16 protein-coding genes are annotated in these 16,704 nt (G+C 38.1%); 4 read left to right on the top strand and 12 right to left on the bottom strand.

From position 1 onward, the window contains the following. Entirely contained in the window at positions 1-2,889 is a 2,889-nt protein-coding gene (locus ACUN24_RS05130) for a leucine-rich repeat domain-containing protein (RefSeq protein ID WP_445561534.1), read from the bottom strand. A gap of 206 nt (positions 2,890-3,095) precedes the next feature. On the opposite strand from ACUN24_RS05130, the gene ACUN24_RS05125 reads away from it, so the two are divergent. Both ACUN24_RS05125 and ACUN24_RS05120 read left to right on the top strand, forming a co-directional pair. After that, positions 3,096-4,523 carry an L-serine ammonia-lyase gene (locus ACUN24_RS05125; protein ID WP_445561533.1) on the top strand — a complete coding sequence of 476 codons (1,428 nt, stop codon included), beginning with the start codon at positions 3,096-3,098 and terminating at the stop codon, positions 4,521-4,523. 111 nt (positions 4,524-4,634) lie between these two features. Next, positions 4,635-5,828, top strand: a complete 1,194-nt coding sequence (locus ACUN24_RS05120) for a C1 family peptidase (protein WP_315419142.1) — start codon at positions 4,635-4,637, stop codon at positions 5,826-5,828. A 363-nt stretch (positions 5,829-6,191) separates the two neighbouring features. Here the strand turns inward: ACUN24_RS05120 and ACUN24_RS05115 are convergent, their stop codons facing one another. From ACUN24_RS05115 to ACUN24_RS05065, 11 genes are all read right to left on the bottom strand, one after another. Then, positions 6,192-7,103: an AEC family transporter gene (locus ACUN24_RS05115; protein WP_445561532.1), complete on the bottom strand. Its 912-nt coding sequence runs from the start codon at positions 7,101-7,103 to the stop codon at positions 6,192-6,194. 68 nt (positions 7,104-7,171) lie between these two features. Next, complete coding sequence (locus tag ACUN24_RS05110) at positions 7,172-8,392, bottom strand: DEAD/DEAH box helicase (protein WP_193419527.1); 1,221 nt, start codon at positions 8,390-8,392, stop codon at positions 7,172-7,174. A 185-nt stretch (positions 8,393-8,577) separates the two neighbouring features. After that, positions 8,578-9,030: an Hsp20/alpha crystallin family protein gene (locus tag ACUN24_RS05105; protein ID WP_445561531.1), complete on the bottom strand. Its 453-nt coding sequence runs from the start codon at positions 9,028-9,030 to the stop codon at positions 8,578-8,580. A gap of 54 nt (positions 9,031-9,084) precedes the next feature. Then, on the bottom strand, positions 9,085-9,477 hold the full coding sequence (locus ACUN24_RS05100; protein WP_445561530.1) for a hypothetical protein: 393 nt from the start codon (positions 9,475-9,477) through the stop codon (positions 9,085-9,087). Between the two features lie 4 nt (positions 9,478-9,481). Further along, entirely contained in the window at positions 9,482-9,715 is a 234-nt protein-coding gene (locus tag ACUN24_RS05095) for a hypothetical protein (RefSeq protein WP_445561529.1), read from the bottom strand. Between the two features lie 5 nt (positions 9,716-9,720). Next, the gene (locus ACUN24_RS05090) at positions 9,721-9,987 is read right to left on the bottom strand and encodes a hypothetical protein (RefSeq protein ID WP_445561528.1); all 267 of its coding nucleotides are present in this window, start codon (positions 9,985-9,987) and stop codon (positions 9,721-9,723) included. 602 nt (positions 9,988-10,589) lie between these two features. Continuing rightward, positions 10,590-10,943: a hypothetical protein gene (locus ACUN24_RS05085; RefSeq protein WP_227256101.1), complete on the bottom strand. Its 354-nt coding sequence runs from the start codon at positions 10,941-10,943 to the stop codon at positions 10,590-10,592. A gap of 10 nt (positions 10,944-10,953) precedes the next feature. After that, entirely contained in the window at positions 10,954-11,505 is a 552-nt protein-coding gene (locus ACUN24_RS05080; protein WP_057933206.1) for an RNA polymerase sigma factor, read from the bottom strand. A 113-nt stretch (positions 11,506-11,618) separates the two neighbouring features. Next, the gene (locus tag ACUN24_RS05075) at positions 11,619-12,545 is read right to left on the bottom strand and encodes a ketopantoate reductase family protein (RefSeq protein ID WP_445561527.1); all 927 of its coding nucleotides are present in this window, start codon (positions 12,543-12,545) and stop codon (positions 11,619-11,621) included. A gap of 24 nt (positions 12,546-12,569) precedes the next feature. After that, a complete protein-coding gene (locus ACUN24_RS05070; protein ID WP_445561526.1) occupies positions 12,570-13,502 on the bottom strand; it encodes a TolB family protein in 933 nt (310 codons plus the stop codon). Between the two features lie 234 nt (positions 13,503-13,736). Beyond that, a complete protein-coding gene (locus tag ACUN24_RS05065) occupies positions 13,737-14,498 on the bottom strand; it encodes a DUF4197 domain-containing protein (RefSeq protein WP_445561525.1) in 762 nt (253 codons plus the stop codon). A gap of 213 nt (positions 14,499-14,711) precedes the next feature. Between ACUN24_RS05065 and ACUN24_RS05060 the strand changes: the two genes are divergently transcribed. Together ACUN24_RS05060 and ACUN24_RS05055 are read left to right on the top strand one after the other, a co-directional pair. Continuing rightward, positions 14,712-15,290 (top strand): sigma-70 family RNA polymerase sigma factor, encoded by a 579-nt coding sequence (locus ACUN24_RS05060; protein WP_315417233.1) that lies wholly within the window; start codon positions 14,712-14,714, stop codon positions 15,288-15,290. After that, positions 15,283-16,587 carry a carboxypeptidase-like regulatory domain-containing protein gene (locus tag ACUN24_RS05055; RefSeq protein WP_445561524.1) on the top strand — a complete coding sequence of 435 codons (1,305 nt, stop codon included), beginning with the start codon at positions 15,283-15,285 and terminating at the stop codon, positions 16,585-16,587. The genes ACUN24_RS05060 and ACUN24_RS05055 overlap by 8 nt, the downstream gene beginning before the upstream one ends. Positions 16,588-16,704 lie beyond the last annotated feature (117 nt).

Raw genomic sequence — 16,704 nt, 5'->3', positions numbered from 1 at the left:
TTACGGCTTGATGCGATCCGTTATTTCTCTCATCGAAATTGCTTTGTCCTTGGGGATTTTAGTTATCCTTAGCCATTTAAAAAACAGTTCGTAACCCCAACCCGTGATCGATTTTTTATTTAAAGCGATAGCACTGTAGAGTTTGGGCAAACTGTAATAATCAAATGAACCACTTCCTATTTGCGAACATGCCTTTAAGTAATGGAGTAAAGTTTTATGGGCATTATCGCTAAATTCCTTCCCCAACTCATCCGAATATTTTTCAGCATTCTTAAAATCTTCCTTAACAATCATCAGTTCCAGTAAACTTAGCTGCAGCATTTCTGCCGCCTGTTTATTTTTTTTTGCATAACTGATCTGATCTTCATATTTCTTTATCCCTTTTTTAAACGCATCATCTGCAGCGGCATTATTGCCAATAGTTCTGTACAAAAGCCCCACGTCGCCCCAGCTATCACTAAAATTTTCGGCCAGGGTTTCATAATCTTTAATGGCGCTAACCGTATCTTTTAATTTTAGGTAACTCTTGGCACGGAATTCAAAATCAGGAATAACGAAGTTCATAATCCTTACTCCTCCTGCAGTATCACGTTGTATCGCTTTGGTTAAATAGATTATTGCCTTTTCATACTCACCTATCTCGTAAGACGCTTCACCTAAATTATTCATGAATATTTTAGATAGGGTTAGGTTTTCATTAATTTTCATCGCCTTATTTGCGAGATCAACTGAGCTGTTAAATTCTTTTCGATAATAATGATTATTACTTTTATTCACTAGTGCCAGCACCATGGAGTCTGTTTTGGACAGATCATTTTCATTAATAATCCCCAAATCAATAAACCAAAGTTGTTTTTCGTATTTACTATCAACATATTGATTCAGGTTTACAGGTTGTGCTTTAAGTCTGTTCCTGTTCAAATTAATTTTATAGAGATATGGTGCCGATTTTATATCTTCAGGCACTATCGAAATCTTATTTCCACCCAGATTTAAATTACTGGCAAAAAAATGATTCCAGCCGGCTACTGGCAACTCCTGTATTCCACAATTTTCTAGTTCAACAATATAAGCTTTAGATGGAGAAGAAAACAATCCTTCAAATACCTGTATTGAATTGATGTCGGTATTATTGTTTAAAAATATTTTTTTAAGGTTTCCCCATTTACTGAGGTTACGAGGGAAGTTTTTTAAGTGGTTTACGGAGATTGTCCGTTTTGGATTTGGGTCTTCTTTTCGGTAAATCCCTCTCATATAGCTGTTTTTTCTGGCCTCATCTATTTTAGAGGTTGAAAGATAAACTTCTTCCAGAGCAGAAAGATCTTCCATTTCATGGGGAAGCGAATCCAGGTCGTTGAAACTTAAATCAAGTTTTTTTAAGGCGTTTAATTTGCCTATACTTTCAGGCAGGGTTTTAATGTTATTTGAACCTAGCAGCAACACATTCAATTGTGATAAATTGCCTATTGTAGATGGCAGCATGCAAATTTGGTTATAACCAAAATTTAACACCTTTAACGATTTTAGAGAAATCAGGCCTTCTGGAAAATCACCGATCAGATTATCGTTTAAATTAATGCTTTCAAGCTTCGTTAAGCTACTAATCGTACTGGGAATTGATTGAAGATTGCAATATTGAGCTTCTAAAACAGTAAGATTTTTTAAACTACCTATTGTCGCTGGTAATTGTACCAAAGGATTGGCATTAAGCCATAAATGTTGCAAAGCCGTGCAATCTCCTATTTTGGAGTTAAGCAGTTTTAATTTGTTACTGCTTAAATCTAAAAATCTTAATTTTTTTAACCGTCCTAACTCATCAGGTATTTCAGAAAAATTATTGTAATTCAGGCACAGGCTATCCAGGTTACTGAGTTTTCCAATAGTAATGGGTATAGCACTCATTTTCGTTGAAATGGATAGTAATTTAAGTTTGCTCAGATCGCCGATTTCATCCGGCATTTCAATTGCCTCGTTGCTATAAATCTTAAATGCTTCAAGATTTTTAAATTTTGAAATGCTGGCTGGCATTTTATCAAATTTCGCACCCCTTATCTCCAGGGTTTTTAAATTTTTACTGGCAGATATCGCCTGAAAAAAACTATTCGCATCGGTTAAATCCGCTGAAAAAATCTGAATATGTTCGAGTTTGCTATTTTTTAGACCCGTTGAAATATTATACTTCACCACAGGATAACCGAGGACTAAAAAATTTAAATTTTTAAGTTTTGATAGTATACCAAATCCCTGATTGTAATTTAAACTATCAAAAACAAGCTTTAATGACTGAAGGTTATCCAACCGAGAAAACCACTGGGGCAGCTCTTTTATTGATGAGCTGAGTTGTAAAGTTTCAAGTTTTTTGATCTGAAGGAGTTCAACAGGTATTGTTTTAAGATTTGAATATTCAAAAATAAGTCTTTTTAAATTGTCCAGTTTACTTAAAGTATTGAGTGCTGTAGGCAAGTCGAAATTTACCTTTCCATAAAATTTTACCGCTTCAATTTGCTTATTTCTCGAAATTGCTTCTGGTAGTACCATCTGCTCAACTGAATTCTCTCTCCAATAAAAAGGGCCGTTAAACTGAACGGTTTTAAGGTTAATAAATTCTTTGAGAGTATTTACCAGCTGGTTAAGCTCGTCCTGATTGTTAAATTCAAGCTCCAGGTATACGATAGAGGAAAGTTTTTTGCGGTATTTTTCAAGTTTACTGATCTCTTTTACCGATAATTTTAATCCATTTACAGGTTCTATCAAGTTATCATACTGAAGACGGTCTACAGCTGAAGCATATATTTTAACAGGGTCAGAAGGAAAGTTTGAAAATGGACTTTGTGCCCTTGATAAATAAGCAAAAAATAAAATAAAGATAACGGTGCAAAAACACTTCATGAGGCTGTTTAACTTTAGAATGGCGTAAATATAATATTATCGATTTATTTAAAGCATTGCAAAAAGCAACATCCATTATATTTGGAAAACACCATTTTTAGAGCATTCGGATTAGATTTTTCTAAGGTAAAGCATTTTCATCTCCAGCCAAAATTAATTTATCCAAAATCATAAAACAATCATAGCTTTGTGTAACTATATTCATAATGATCAAGGAACAAATTTCAGTTTTCGATATTTTTAAAATAGGCATTGGCCCATCCAGCTCACATACTTTAGGCCCATGGCGGGCAGCACAACAGTTTACTGCTTCTCTTGCGCTAAACAACTTGATTGATGATGTTGAGGGTATCAAAATATTGCTTTATGGTTCGCTTGCCAAAACAGGTAAAGGCCACGGAACGGATGTTGCGATTTTACTCGGCTTAACAGGAGCTGATCCGGTAACTTTTGATGTTGATGCGGTTACCCCAACTTTCGAAAGCATCCAAAGAGATAAGAAATTAAATCTCGCTGGTCATTTAATTCTTGATTTCGATTACGATAACGATCTTCTTTTTCTTTTTGCCGAAAGTTTACCTTTTCACCCAAATGCGGTTACTTTCCAGGCATTTTTAAAGGATGGTAAAGCTTTTTCTGAGACCTATTACTCCATCGGGGGTGGTTTTGTAATCAAAGAAGGTGAAGACAATAGCAATAAAGCCCAGGTAGACCTTCCCTTTCCTGTAGAAAAAGCAAAAGAACTGTTACACTGGTGCCTGTCAACCGGTTTAAAAGTGAGCGAAATCGTAATGGAAAACGAATTGGCCTGGCGCACTGAAGCAGAGACTAAAAAAGGTATTCTACAACATTTCGCCGTAATGCGCGATTGTATTTACCGTGGTTGCCATACGACAGGCTTTTTACCAGGTGGTTTAAATGTAGCACGACGGGCATTTCCACTAAATAAACGGTTAATAGGAAAAAGTGAATATTCAGATTATAATAGCTGGTTAGAAGCCATTAGAAAAGGTGGAAACGGTTTTAATTATATTTTAGATTGGGTAAGCTGTTTTGCCTTAGCCGTTAATGAAGAAAACGCATCTTTTGGTCGTGTAGTAACTGCCCCTACCAACGGTGCTGCAGGGGTAATTCCAGCCGTATTGCAATATTTCATTACCTTTTGCGATGGTTACAGCGAAGAAAAAATCATCCAGTTTATTGCCTGTGCTTCAGAAATAGGCAGTATTTTCAAAAAAGGAGCAACCATATCAGCCGCTATGGGTGGTTGTCAGGCCGAAATTGGCGTTTCCTCAGCTATGGCTGCCGCAGCGCTAACGGAGTGTTTAGGTGGCTCGCAAAGACAGGTTTTAATGGCCGCAGAAATTGCCATGGAACATCACCTGGGTTTAACCTGCGATCCGATTGGCGGCTTGGTACAGATCCCTTGTATCGAAAGAAACACCATGGGTGCCATTAAGGCCATTACAGCTAGTCAACTGGCGCTACAAAGCAATCCTGATAAGGCAAAAGTAAGTTTAGATGCTGTGGTAAATACGATGTGGGAAACTGCCCTCGACATGAATGCCAAATATAAAGAAACATCTGATGGAGGCTTGGCAACCAATATTCCGATCAGTTTGCCAGAATGTTAATTCAACATTGTTGCAATAAAATGACTGATGTTATCGTTTTATTACAAACTTTCCGTTGACAAATCAACAAGTATTTTTACATTCGCTGACTTTATTAATTATTCATAAAAAATGATCAACTACACAAAAATCAGTGTGATTGGTTTGGCTTTGTCGTTATCTATATCGGCGACTTATGCGCAAGACAATCTTGTTAATTCTTTAAAAAACAACCAAAGCGAAAACAGTACTGCTTCTTTTAAATTTACAGAAGTAATTAACCTGGCCAATACCCCGGTTCAGAATCAAGGATCTTCAGGAACTTGCTGGAGCTATTCTACCAACTCATTTTTAGAATCAGAAATGATTAAAGCGGGTAAACAGCCAGTAACCTTGTCTCAGCTTTTTTCGGCCCGCAATGCCTATGTAGAAAAAGGTAAAAATTACGTGCGTATGCATGGTGCGGTTTCATTAGGCGATGGTGGTGCTTTGCACGACGTAATCAACATGTATAGAAAATATGGCGCAGTTCCACAAGAAGTATACACCGGATTAAATTACGGCACTAAAATCAATAAAACTGCAGAGCTTGGCGATATCGAAAAAGGTGTTTTAGAAGCTGTTGTAAAAAATGCTAATGGCGAGTTAACCCCAAACTGGTTAAAAGCTTATACTGGTGTAATTGACGCTTATTTAGGTGCTGTACCTGAAAACTTTACCTACAATGGCAAAAAATACACGCCAAAAACTTTCGCCCAGGAAGTAGTGGGTTTAAATGCCGATAACTATGTAGAACTTTCATCGTTCAACGATCATCCTTTCTACAGCAAGTTTACTTTATTAGTGCCTGATAACTGGTCTTTCGACCAGGTTTATAATGTTAAAGTAAACGAGTTAACCGACATTATTGATAACGCTTTAAAAGGTGGTTACACTGTTGCATGGGCTACAGATGTAAGCGAAAAAAACTTCAGCTGGAAAAACGGTGTGGCTTTTGTTCCGCAAACACCTTTTGCTGATATGACCGTGAAACAAAAAGCAGACATGTTTAACGGCCCGCAGCCAGAGATGGAAATTACGCAGGAGAACCGTCAGCTTGCTTTCGATAACTATCAAACCACTGATGATCATGGTATGCACATTGTTGGCCTAGCCAAAGATCAAACAGGTAAAGAATATTACATTGTTAAAAACTCCTGGGGAGCAAGTAACGATTATAAAGGATACTTATACGTAACCAAAAACTACGTAAAATATAAAACGACAGCAATTTTATTAAACAAAGCGGGTATTCCATCTGCAATTGCTAAAAAATTAGCTTTGTAATTAATCCTAAATTATTCAAGAAGCCGCAGAAGAAATTTTGCGGCTTTTTTGTTGGTTTTAACCGCAAAGGGCGCGAAGGTTTTCGCAAAGAGCGCAAAGAATAATGGATGATGGATAAGCGTTTAGAGGAAGTTTAGTTGAGAATCCGACAGAATGACGATTCCTCGCAATATATTAATTCATTAAAATCTCCTGTCATTTGCATTGGTTTTATACAATAAATATCCCTCAGGTTGACATATCGAATTAAGTTTAAGCCCTTATCTGTGTTCATCCTTTTTATCTGTGGTTAAAGTCCACAAAAAAGTCTTTGTGATCTTGTGCCTTCTCTTTGCATTACTCTGCGGTTAAACCGAGATAATTCTAAACCAGCCCCGAATAAGTCAGCACCAACCACCATAAACCTGTAGTGATAAACGATAGCAATATTCCTATCCCCACCACCAGATTAGAAAGCTTCGGGTTAAGGTTATATTGATCGGCTACTACGCCAGCGGTCAGCAGCGTTGGCATAGCCATTTCGAAAATGGTTATTTTGGTAATCATTCCATGCATACCTAAAACAAGTGCTACAAGCAAAACTACCAAAGGCCCTAAAATCAGTTTATACAATAAAGCAAAGCTGATGTGTTTCAACTCGCTAAACCAACCGCCAAATTTTAGTTGTAAACCTATCGAAAACAATGCCAGTGGACCAACCGTTCCCGCTAGTTTATCGAACAATGGATCTAACGAAGAAACATCAATAAAGCGTGGTAGGGTTAGTGCCAGCACACAACCAATAAGCGGCGGAAAGGTCAGTACCTTTCTCAGCACTACTTTCGGGTTTAACTTTTGATTCTGCGAAGAGCGGATAGCTACAATTACACCAATGGTAGATAAAAGCATAAAGGTAACCTGATCGCAGATAATGGCAATAGCCAGTTCCTTTTCACTGAAATAAGCCACAATTAAAGGGAAACCTACAAATGAAGTATTACTTAAAGAACTGGTGAGTTTTAAGCCGCCGGAAGTGGCCTTATTCATATTCAGGATACGGCTATACAGGGTAATAAATAACCAACCCAAAAGCCAGACACCAATTGGTGCGAGTGCAGGAAACAATAGATCTGTAGTCCAGGTAATGTGTGGCAGATATTTAAAAGAAACAGCAGGTAGCGCTATGTAGATTATCCAGGCATTAATGCCTTTGTGGGCATCTTTAGGCAACGATTTACTTTTTCTGAAAAGAATCCCCGCCAAAATACATAAACCTATAAGAATGAAGTTTGCCATTGCTTAGCGCAAAGATAATTTATAAACCAAAAACGCCAATAAGAATACTTATGGCGTTTTAAATAAATTTATACTGAAGGTTTTGGTTTTTTCTTTTTGTTCCAAACCTTTTTCTTACCCTTATTTTGAGGTCTCTTTTCTTCCACATGCGTAATTTCCATTGCAGCTATGCTTTCTGGCAATGGCATCCGGGGAACTTCCTTCTCGATTAATTTTTCGATGTTATCGAACTTACGCTTATCTCTACCGTTAACCAATGTAATGGCCGTTCCTTTGGTTGCAGCTCTTGCCGTACGGCCAATACGATGTACATAATCGGCCGGATCGCCAGGAACATCATAATTGATGACCAGGTCGATTCCCTCTACATCAATTCCGCGGGATAACACATCTGTTCCGATTAAAATCGGTAATCTACGGTTTTTGAAAGCCAGTAAAATATCTTCACGTTCCTTTTGCCCTAAGTCGGAGTGAAAAGCTTCAGCTTTAATACCCAATCCCTTAAAAGTTTTGTATAAGGCTTTTACTTTTTCCTTTGTCGAAACGAAAATAATACTGCTCTTGTATTGTCCGCTTTTAAAAATATCGGTTAATAAGGCCTGTTTCTGTTGGTCGTGAATGTTATAAGCTTGCTGATCGATTCCCTCAGCAGGTTTAGCAATTGAAATGGTAATCTGCTTCGGTTCGTGCAAGATCTTACCCGCCATGGTTCTTATTTTCGGCGCCATCGTAGCCGAAAATAAAAGCGTTTGCCTTTTCTTTGGCAGATAGCTGATAATGCGAACAATGTCGTCGTAAAAGCCCATATCCAACATTCTATCTGCTTCATCCAAAATCAAATGCTGCAAATGCTCCAGTTTTAACACACCTGAAGATAAATGTGCCATTAATCTGCCTGGAGTGGCAATAATAATATCCACGCCATCGCGCATAGAACGTTTTTGTTGTTCATAAGCAATACCATCTCCTCCACCATAAACCGCTAAAGAGCTGATATTGGTAAAATAGGCTAATGCTTCAACCTGTAAATCGATCTGTTGAGCAAGCTCGCGTGTTGGCGCCAGGATTAAAGTATTATTATGTCTGTCAGCAGCTTTGCTAATTTTATCCATTACGGGTAAAAGGTAGCTGGCCGTTTTTCCTGTACCAGTTTGAGCGCAGGCAATCAGATCATGATTGTCTAAAATTACCGGGATGGCTTGTTCTTGTATTGGAGTAGCGCTTTTATACCCCATAGCCATTAAGCCTTCGTATAAATCGGGGTTAAAATTAAAGTCGTTAAAATTCAATCTATTGTGTTTATGTCTTTTAGCAAAAGTACCTTAAAATACCGCGAATAGCAAACCCGATTTCAATATCCGTTTGCTTAGTAATTTGAAAGGCATTATAAAAGAAGCTCTTCCTGTTTACCATAAAATAAAATAGCCCCAACTGTTCTAAACAATCGGGGCTTGGAAATTATAATAGACGAAACTTAGTCTACCAGAATATCTTTCTCTGGTGTATTCGTTTCAGGGTTTTTAGGCAGCGTAATCTTCAAAATTCCATCAGCATAACTGGCTGAAATATTTTCCACTAAGACCTTTCCGTTTAAACCAAAAGCTCTTTCGAAACTGCCGTTGCTATATTCTCTACGGCTATACTTTTTGGCCGAATCGGCTTCTTCTTTAGGTTGGTAAGAAATGGTTAATACATCATCTTTGGTAACCACCTTTAAATTCTCTTTAACCAAAGCAGGCGCAAAAAGCTCAATAATAAAGCTGATGTCTGTTTCTTCAATGTTAGCTGATACTTTTCTAAAGCCCTCGTTAAACATGCTGTGTTTATGTTGACCGAAAGGATCACCAAAATGTCTTCCAAATCTTCCCTCTCCTGCGCCGAAGCGACTATGTATCTTGCCCGAATGGCATCTATGTTCTTTGTACATTGTTTTTAATTGTTATTGTTATTTATTGTGTTTATTTATCGGCCTGAGCCAATATTAATTATGAAGCACTTGCTCTGTTTTAGGGATACCCAACAGCTGTGTAATGATATTTGCATAGGGATATGATGGTGAAAAAACGGCGTAATCAAATTTTAAACCCCTTATCTGAACCAAAATATCGTCGATAAATTTCATTGGCTCAAGCAGTGCGCTGATTAATCCTGATTTGGGTTTATCTTCGTCATCAACAGCCCTTTTCTCCTGAAAAACATTGAGCTCCTGACTGTAGGCTTTAAAGTCGGCACCTATTTGTTCTATAGGGGCTTTAAATTCATCCGAGCTAAAGAAAGTAACTTTCTCACCCCGGGCAATCAGTTCGTTGGCCATGCCTAAAATCGGACTAACATCGGCCTGAGATGGATCGCTTAAAAAAAGTACCTGTGACATAATGTTATCTTTTTACTTGGTTCATACTGTCAGCAGGGATAATCATGGTATCATCCATTTTTCTGCTGTGGTGACTGTAACTATGGTTTCTATGATGTTCTTGCTGGCAATCCTCATGATAATACCTATTTTTAAAATCTAACCGATCGCGGTATCCATGCTGAATGGCCAGTACATTTAAACTGTAAAAAGTTCCTGCAGCAACAGCCAATGCCAATAATATTCTAAATGCTCTCATGGCGGTTAATAATTTACGTTAATGTTGTTAACTGTTCCATTGCCTTGTACCGTTGGCCTGTACCATTGGTTATCGATCGGCACAATTGGGTTGTAATGGTTTTCGAAACCGTTAAAGCGGCTATGAAAATAATGGCGACGCCTACCGATAAGGATCCTAAACATTAAACCGATCAGCATGATGGCCAATATAAATTTAAACACAAATGGTATAAAGAAAGCGACTGCTCCAAGTACAATGCCGAATCCTATAGTTTTTAATATTTTTTTCATCTTTTTATATATGTTTTTATTTGTGATGAAGCTATCATGATTTCTCCCGTTACTTTGGGTTTTGAAAATCATGATGGTTTCATCTTTTTATAATTTTAAAGCACTGTAATCAATTCAGCTTAAACAAGTTGAATAAGCAATACTTTTGTTTTTGTTATTTATATAGGAAGACGAAGCAGCTTTATTTTTACTTTAAATTATTTGATTTTTTTTATTTCTTAGGGTTTTGTCATCCTGAACGCAGGGAAGGATCTTTAACTCGTCGGTCGGTGAGACACCAACCGATAGAATGAATGCAAGTGCCTTAAGATTCCCGCCTGCGCGGGAATGACGGCCGTGCTAATGGATTCTGTCAATGGTAGCGTAGTCGAAGGATCTTTTAGTAGATAATCCTTTCGGTTGTTGAACTACCAACCAATCGAATCACAAGAAAAGTCGTCATTGCGAGGCACGAAGCAATCCTACAACTATCGCTATTTGCGAGTGCATTAAGATTGCTTCGTCGTTCCTCCTCGCAATGACGACCATTCTTATGAAATCTGTCAGTACCTTTCATAACGACAATAAAACAAAAAAGCTCCGAATTTCTTCGGAGCCTTTGCCTATTCCTTGTTGCGGTGGTGGCCCCATCCGCCACATCTCCGCTTGTATTCTTCCTTAAATTTTACGCGCTCCTCTTCGTTCATCGAATCCCATTTGGCACGCATTCCACGGGCGCGCTCGCGAAAACCATTATGTCCTCCATGACCACCTTTATTAAAGTTCCCAAAAAGTAACCTGCACAGCACAAGTAAACCGAGAGCTTGCCAATAATTAAGTTTGCCTGCATGTGCCACCTCAGGTAAAATCCAATTCCATAAAAACATAACCACATAACCCAATACCGCTGCAATAAGCACCGCTACGGGTAAAAAGAAAATAAATTTCTTGCGCCGATTAAAATTTCTATTCATCATGTCTGCAAATTTAATAGTTAATAAATTCCTGATATAAATTTTGTAAACGGTTACGCAGGTGTTTTACCGCATAACCCTTTCTTGATATTAATGTTTTGATATTCTCTCCGCTTTCATCGGCCAGCTCCTGAAAAGTACGTTCCTCCAATTCGTTTTGAACAAACACGTAACGCTGATTCTCCGGCAGCTCTTCCAAGGCTAAAAACAGTTGATCCCAGAACAGTTTCTTTAAACTTTCCTCTTCAGGCGAATAAGCCTCAGCAAGTAAAATTTCTTTAAAATTGATTTCGCCGTCTTCACCCTCGAAAGTGAAATCTTCTAGTGATTCTTCTTTTTGTTTACGGTACTTATCGGTGATTTTATTTCTTGCTACCCGATATAGCCAGCCACTAATCTGCTCAATGGCGCCAGCCTCGGGCTGATTGCTGAGTTGAAACCAAACATCCTGTAAAATATCTTCCGCATCCTCATCCGTATTCACCCTTCCCCGGATGAAACTGAATAAGCGCTTACCATAATTGGCAACCGTTGAAATGATATTTTGAGGTTCGTTTGTTGGCACTAAATTTTACTTAACAACCCAGTAAACGGATGAAACTCAATATTACTTTAAATTTTCTTTATTAATGGATTTTTACAAATCAAAAGAACCTGATTTTTAACACCTTATATCGATTATTTTTTAAATAATCCTTCGTATAGTTTTAGATAAGTTGGTGCAGCAATGCCAAATTTTTCGGCCTCCCGCACAATATAGCCTGTTAACGACTCAACCTCTGTTTGCGGTTTCTGATTGAGATAATCGCGGTGCATGGATGAGGTAACCTCGTAGGGCATCAATTTCATCGTAGCCAATGTTTTACCAGAAATATCATCACTAATTGTTACGCCTTTAGCCAGGGCAAGGCTTTTCACTTCTTCAATTAATTTCAGAACGGTTTCAATATTTTCTTCCAGTACCTTTCCAATAGTGCTATCAAAGTAGGATGTGGAAGTGGCCGCAGGAGAAATAAATATAAATTTTTCCCAGATGGCTGTAGAAATTTTATCTGAAACCGTTACATCAATTCCTGCATCAACCATTAAATCTTTCAGATGTAAAACCTCATCGCTAAGTGATCCATCCATTCCAAAAGATAACTTCTGGATGTTGCCAGAATTTTCGATGATACCCGGCGATTTAATTTTGGAAACAATAAATGCACAGCCTTTTAAAACGTTTACATGAGGCAGGATTTCTAGAATCTCATCGCTCGCACTAACGCCGTTTAAAAGCGGCAATAATATCGTGTTATGCCCGATTAAAGGTTTTAGCTCTCCAATAGTTTGTTTTAAATCGTAGCTTTTCGTGCAGATGATAATATAATCCGCCAAACCAACCTTACTATAATCATCGGTAGCCAGATATGGCTGAGTTACAAAACTTTCGTTTCCATTTATTACAGTTAAGCCCTTTTTTTGGATCTCATTTAAATGTTCACCACGCGCAACAAAAACAATTTCTACGTTGTTTCCACCAGCGTATTGCTTAGACAGCAAACCTCCGAAATATCCACCTACGCCACCAATCCCTACAATAATAATTCTTGTTTTATTTAGCATGTTAATCTAAATATGATAAATAGGTTATTTCAATGCTCCAGTTGGGTTATTTCCTTTATCCACTACCGTTTTAATATTTCCTTCTAAATCAGAAACATAAATTTTGCTTTGTGTAAACGGTTTTTCAGCTCCGCTATAAAAAATCCGGTCATCGGCGGTAAGAAAAACATAAGGTACATTTATGCCCTTTGGCGAAATCCGATGTACTTTTTTACTGGCCAGATCTAAAACATAAACGGCTTCACTTGGTGCTTTTAATCCATTCAAAACATCGGTATTTCCTGCATTAAAAACCAGTTTCAATCCGTCTTTTGTATTAAAAAACCGGTTGCTACTTGCAATAGAAAACTCTTTCCCGATCAAATCGGCTATCAGTTTAGTATCGATTAACTTTCCCCTGAGGTCAAAGGTGTAGAGCCTGGTAAGATCATGCCCGATGATTTCCTTTTCATTTTTCCAGGTTGGCGCATAAACATTTATTTTAGATGCGCTATCAAGCATCACATAATCAGAATTATCGGTTTTAATTACACCTATTTTCCATAGGTTTTTGCTGTTGAAAATATTGAAGGCAACCGCACGTCCATCAGGCGACCACATGGCCTGATAATAATTCTTGCTGTTTACCTGCAATTTACCCTGGCTCTTGTTTTCCATATCGGCAACCCAGATGGAACGGTTTCCGGCAGAATCGCTAAGCGTGTATGCCAGTTTATTTCCGTCAGGAGAAATAGCAGGATCGGTAGCACCACCAAACGAAATCTGTTTCATGGTATCGATACTTGTGGCTACAATTTTATCTCCATCCTGATAGGCTAGCGCGAAATTTTTACTGCTTAAAGAAACCGTATCTAAAACGGCTTTAGCATTTTCTTCAGATTTATTGTTGCTGCAGGAAGTAATTAATGCAACGCACGGAATTAAAACAGAAATTAATGTGGTGCTGATTTTCGACATGTACAATTTTACAAATAGTTTTTTGTCTATTATTCAGGGATACCCTGGAGAAGCTATATTTTACTTAATACAAACTTTATGTTAGTCGATTTGCCGTGGTTCGCCTCTTCACGAGCAACAATCAATACCTACACTTATCTAATATCGGTCTGTGCGGCCACAGACCGAGGCAATCAAATTAAACAGATTAAATCTCTTCCGCCGTGGTTCGTATACTCACGAATCACATCATATTTAAATCTTTTTCCTATCCGCGTAACCAAATACTTTTTGCAATAAGGTAGTGCTTCTTGCGCTTAAATTACCCCTGATTTTAAGCTCTTCCTTTGCAACTTCAACAAATAAACCATCTATTGCTTTTTGCGTAACATATTCGGTTAAGTTGGTATTTACAGGCCTTACCAAAGGTAAGCGGTTGTATTGTGTAGTTAAATCGCTGTAATACTTGGTAGCGTTTACTTTATTTAGACTTGTGGTTACAATCGGACTGAATTTCTGAATCAGCTGTGCAGTGGTGACCCTTTTAAAATATTCAGTAGCGGCGTCTTTATTTCCCAAAAGAATATTAGTGGCATCGGTTAATGTCATTTGTTTAATGGCAGAGATAAAAATAGGCTTCGCTTCGGTAGCAGCGTCTTCGGCGGCACGGTTCAAACTCACAATTACATTATCGCAAAGTTTGTTCAAACCGATGCTACGTAACGTTTTTTCAACCTTCTGTGCTTCGGGAGGCATCAGGATTTTAACGGCCAGGTTGCCTAAAAAGCCATCTTTAACCGAAAGCCTGTCTGCACCAGCAGAAACACCAATTTGTAGCGCCTCCTTAATCCCCTGTCCTATTTCGAAAGTAGACGGCGTTCCGGTGGCAGCTGTCGTAGTACCCGGCTTTTGGGTTACTTTTTTAAATATATCACTCAATTTAATCTGCGCGCTAACATTTAGACTTGCAAATACTAACATGGTTATTGATATCGATAAAATATTGATCCTTTTCATTTTGTGTGTTTAATCATGCTTAGCAAAACAACTGCCATAATTTTATCCCAAAGATAAACCTTTGCACACGTCAACAATATTTAAAATGATTACAAAGACAGCCTGCAACGTAAAATATTTAGGACCATCTCTTCCTAAAAAATTAGTTTATGTCTCATCACTCAGAAATATTTTTTATACTTGAAAGATAATTCGAAATAGCTACCATATTTTTTGAGGTTTATAAAAAACACAGCTGGAAATACCCAGCAAGAAGACGCCAAACTGATTGCCGAGTATAAAAATACGGGCGATTTAGACGCGTTGGGTTCGCTTTACAATAAATATATGCATTTGGTGTTTGGGGTTTGCTTAAACTACTTCAAAGATGAAGAACTAAGCAAGGATGCCGTAATGCAGATTTTCGAAGAACTGGTCACAAAGCTGAAAATACACGAGGTACAAAACTTCAAAAGTTGGCTTCATGTTTTAACGCGGAACCATTGCTTAATGGCATTGCGGAAATCGGCGAAGCAAAATAATGTCTCCATAGACGATACTTTTGTGGAAAATAGCGAGTTTGTGCATCTGGATATAGACAACACAAAAGAAACGCAGCTTACCATTATGGAAAAGTGTATGGAAACTTTACCCGAAGAACAGCGAAAAAGCGTAGATTTATTTTATTTACAAGAAAAATGTTATAAAGAAGTGGCCGACATTACTGGCTACGACATGCTGAAAGTTAAGAGTTACATCCAAAATGGTAAGCGGAATTTAAAGATTTGTATAGAGAAAAACAGTAGTGAATAACGATTGGTTAGATATTGATGTATTGGAAGATTACCTGGATGGTAAGCTTGATGCTAAGGCTATGCATTTTGTAGAAAGACAGGCTTTGGAGGACCCTTTCGTTGCCGAAGCATTAGAAGGCCTCAAGCAATCGCCCAAACGCAAACAAACGCTTTCTATTTTACAAAAACAGCTGTACGATCGCATATCAGAAAAGCCTGTAAAGCGCAAACTGTGGGGCATTACTACCCAAAGGTTAAGTATTGCGGCAACCGCAACTGTGGCTTTTATTGCGGTAAGCATTTTATTTTTTATGCGCGAAACCAACCGCAGGAATGCAGAACTTGCTGCTCATAAAAAAGAAGGTGTGTTGGTTCAGTTAGATAGTTCAGCGAGTGTTGCTTCTATCCAACCTAAAGCCAAAGAAGATACCGTTACTCAAAATACTACAAAGGCAACTTTGATTGATAAAGCAATTGCAGACGCAAAAACAGGTGATTTGGCAAAAAACACTAAAAAAAATCCTGTTGCAATACAGGCAGAACAACAAGTTGATGAAGTAAAAGTTGCAAAAATTGCAACCGATAATAGTCGTGCTAAAGCGATGAGCCGTGTAGGCTTTGACAATTACAAACCAAGCCCGGTTACGTTAAGTGAGACTGTGGTGGCAGCAGAACCCGCAATAGGTTCCAGTAAAATTGCATTTAGTGGCAACGTGGTAGACCAAAGTAATGGTCAACCTGTTCAGGGAGCAGTTGTAAAGTTAGCTGGCTCTAAAAATGTAACGGCAACCGATTCCAAAGGCTATTTCTATTTACCTGCTGATAGCAATGCAAAAGATAAAGACTTATTGATTAATGCTATCGGTTTTAAAGAATTGCCCGTAGCTGGTTTGCAAGACCCTAATGCGATTAAAAATGCATTGAGCGGCAATAAATCATTAAACGAAATTGCTTTAATTACGGGTTCAAACGGGCATAAAAAAGAAAATATTGCTGCCCCTAAAATTACGCTGCGTGCAGAACAAAACCTGGATGGAAAATCTGCCGGTGATATTACAAAGCCTGTTCCGGTTTCCACCATTAACTACAGCCAATACTTGGAGAAAAATAATAAGCTTTATAATCCTAAAGGCCCCGAGCAATTTGTAATTTTAAGCTTTAAAGTTAAACGCAACGGACGGCCAGCCAACATCGCTGTTATAAAATCACTAAATAGAAAAGCCGATTTGGAAGCGAAGCGTTTGATTCAAGAAGGTCCGGATTGGGTGTTACCTAAAAACGGAACTAATTTAGTAGAAATCAGCATTAAGTTTTAATTTCCTTTTCAACCACAGCGTATACGAAGAAAAGACACAGAGGTCACGGAGATCGGTGTAAATTACAGTTAAAACCCCTTAGTGTTATACTGTGTAAAATTCAATGGCCTCTGCCGC

Source organism: Pedobacter sp. WC2501, from assembly GCF_052682415.1.
The sequence above is the reverse complement of the archived record's forward strand: the minus strand, read 5'-3'. Positions and strand labels throughout refer to the sequence as shown.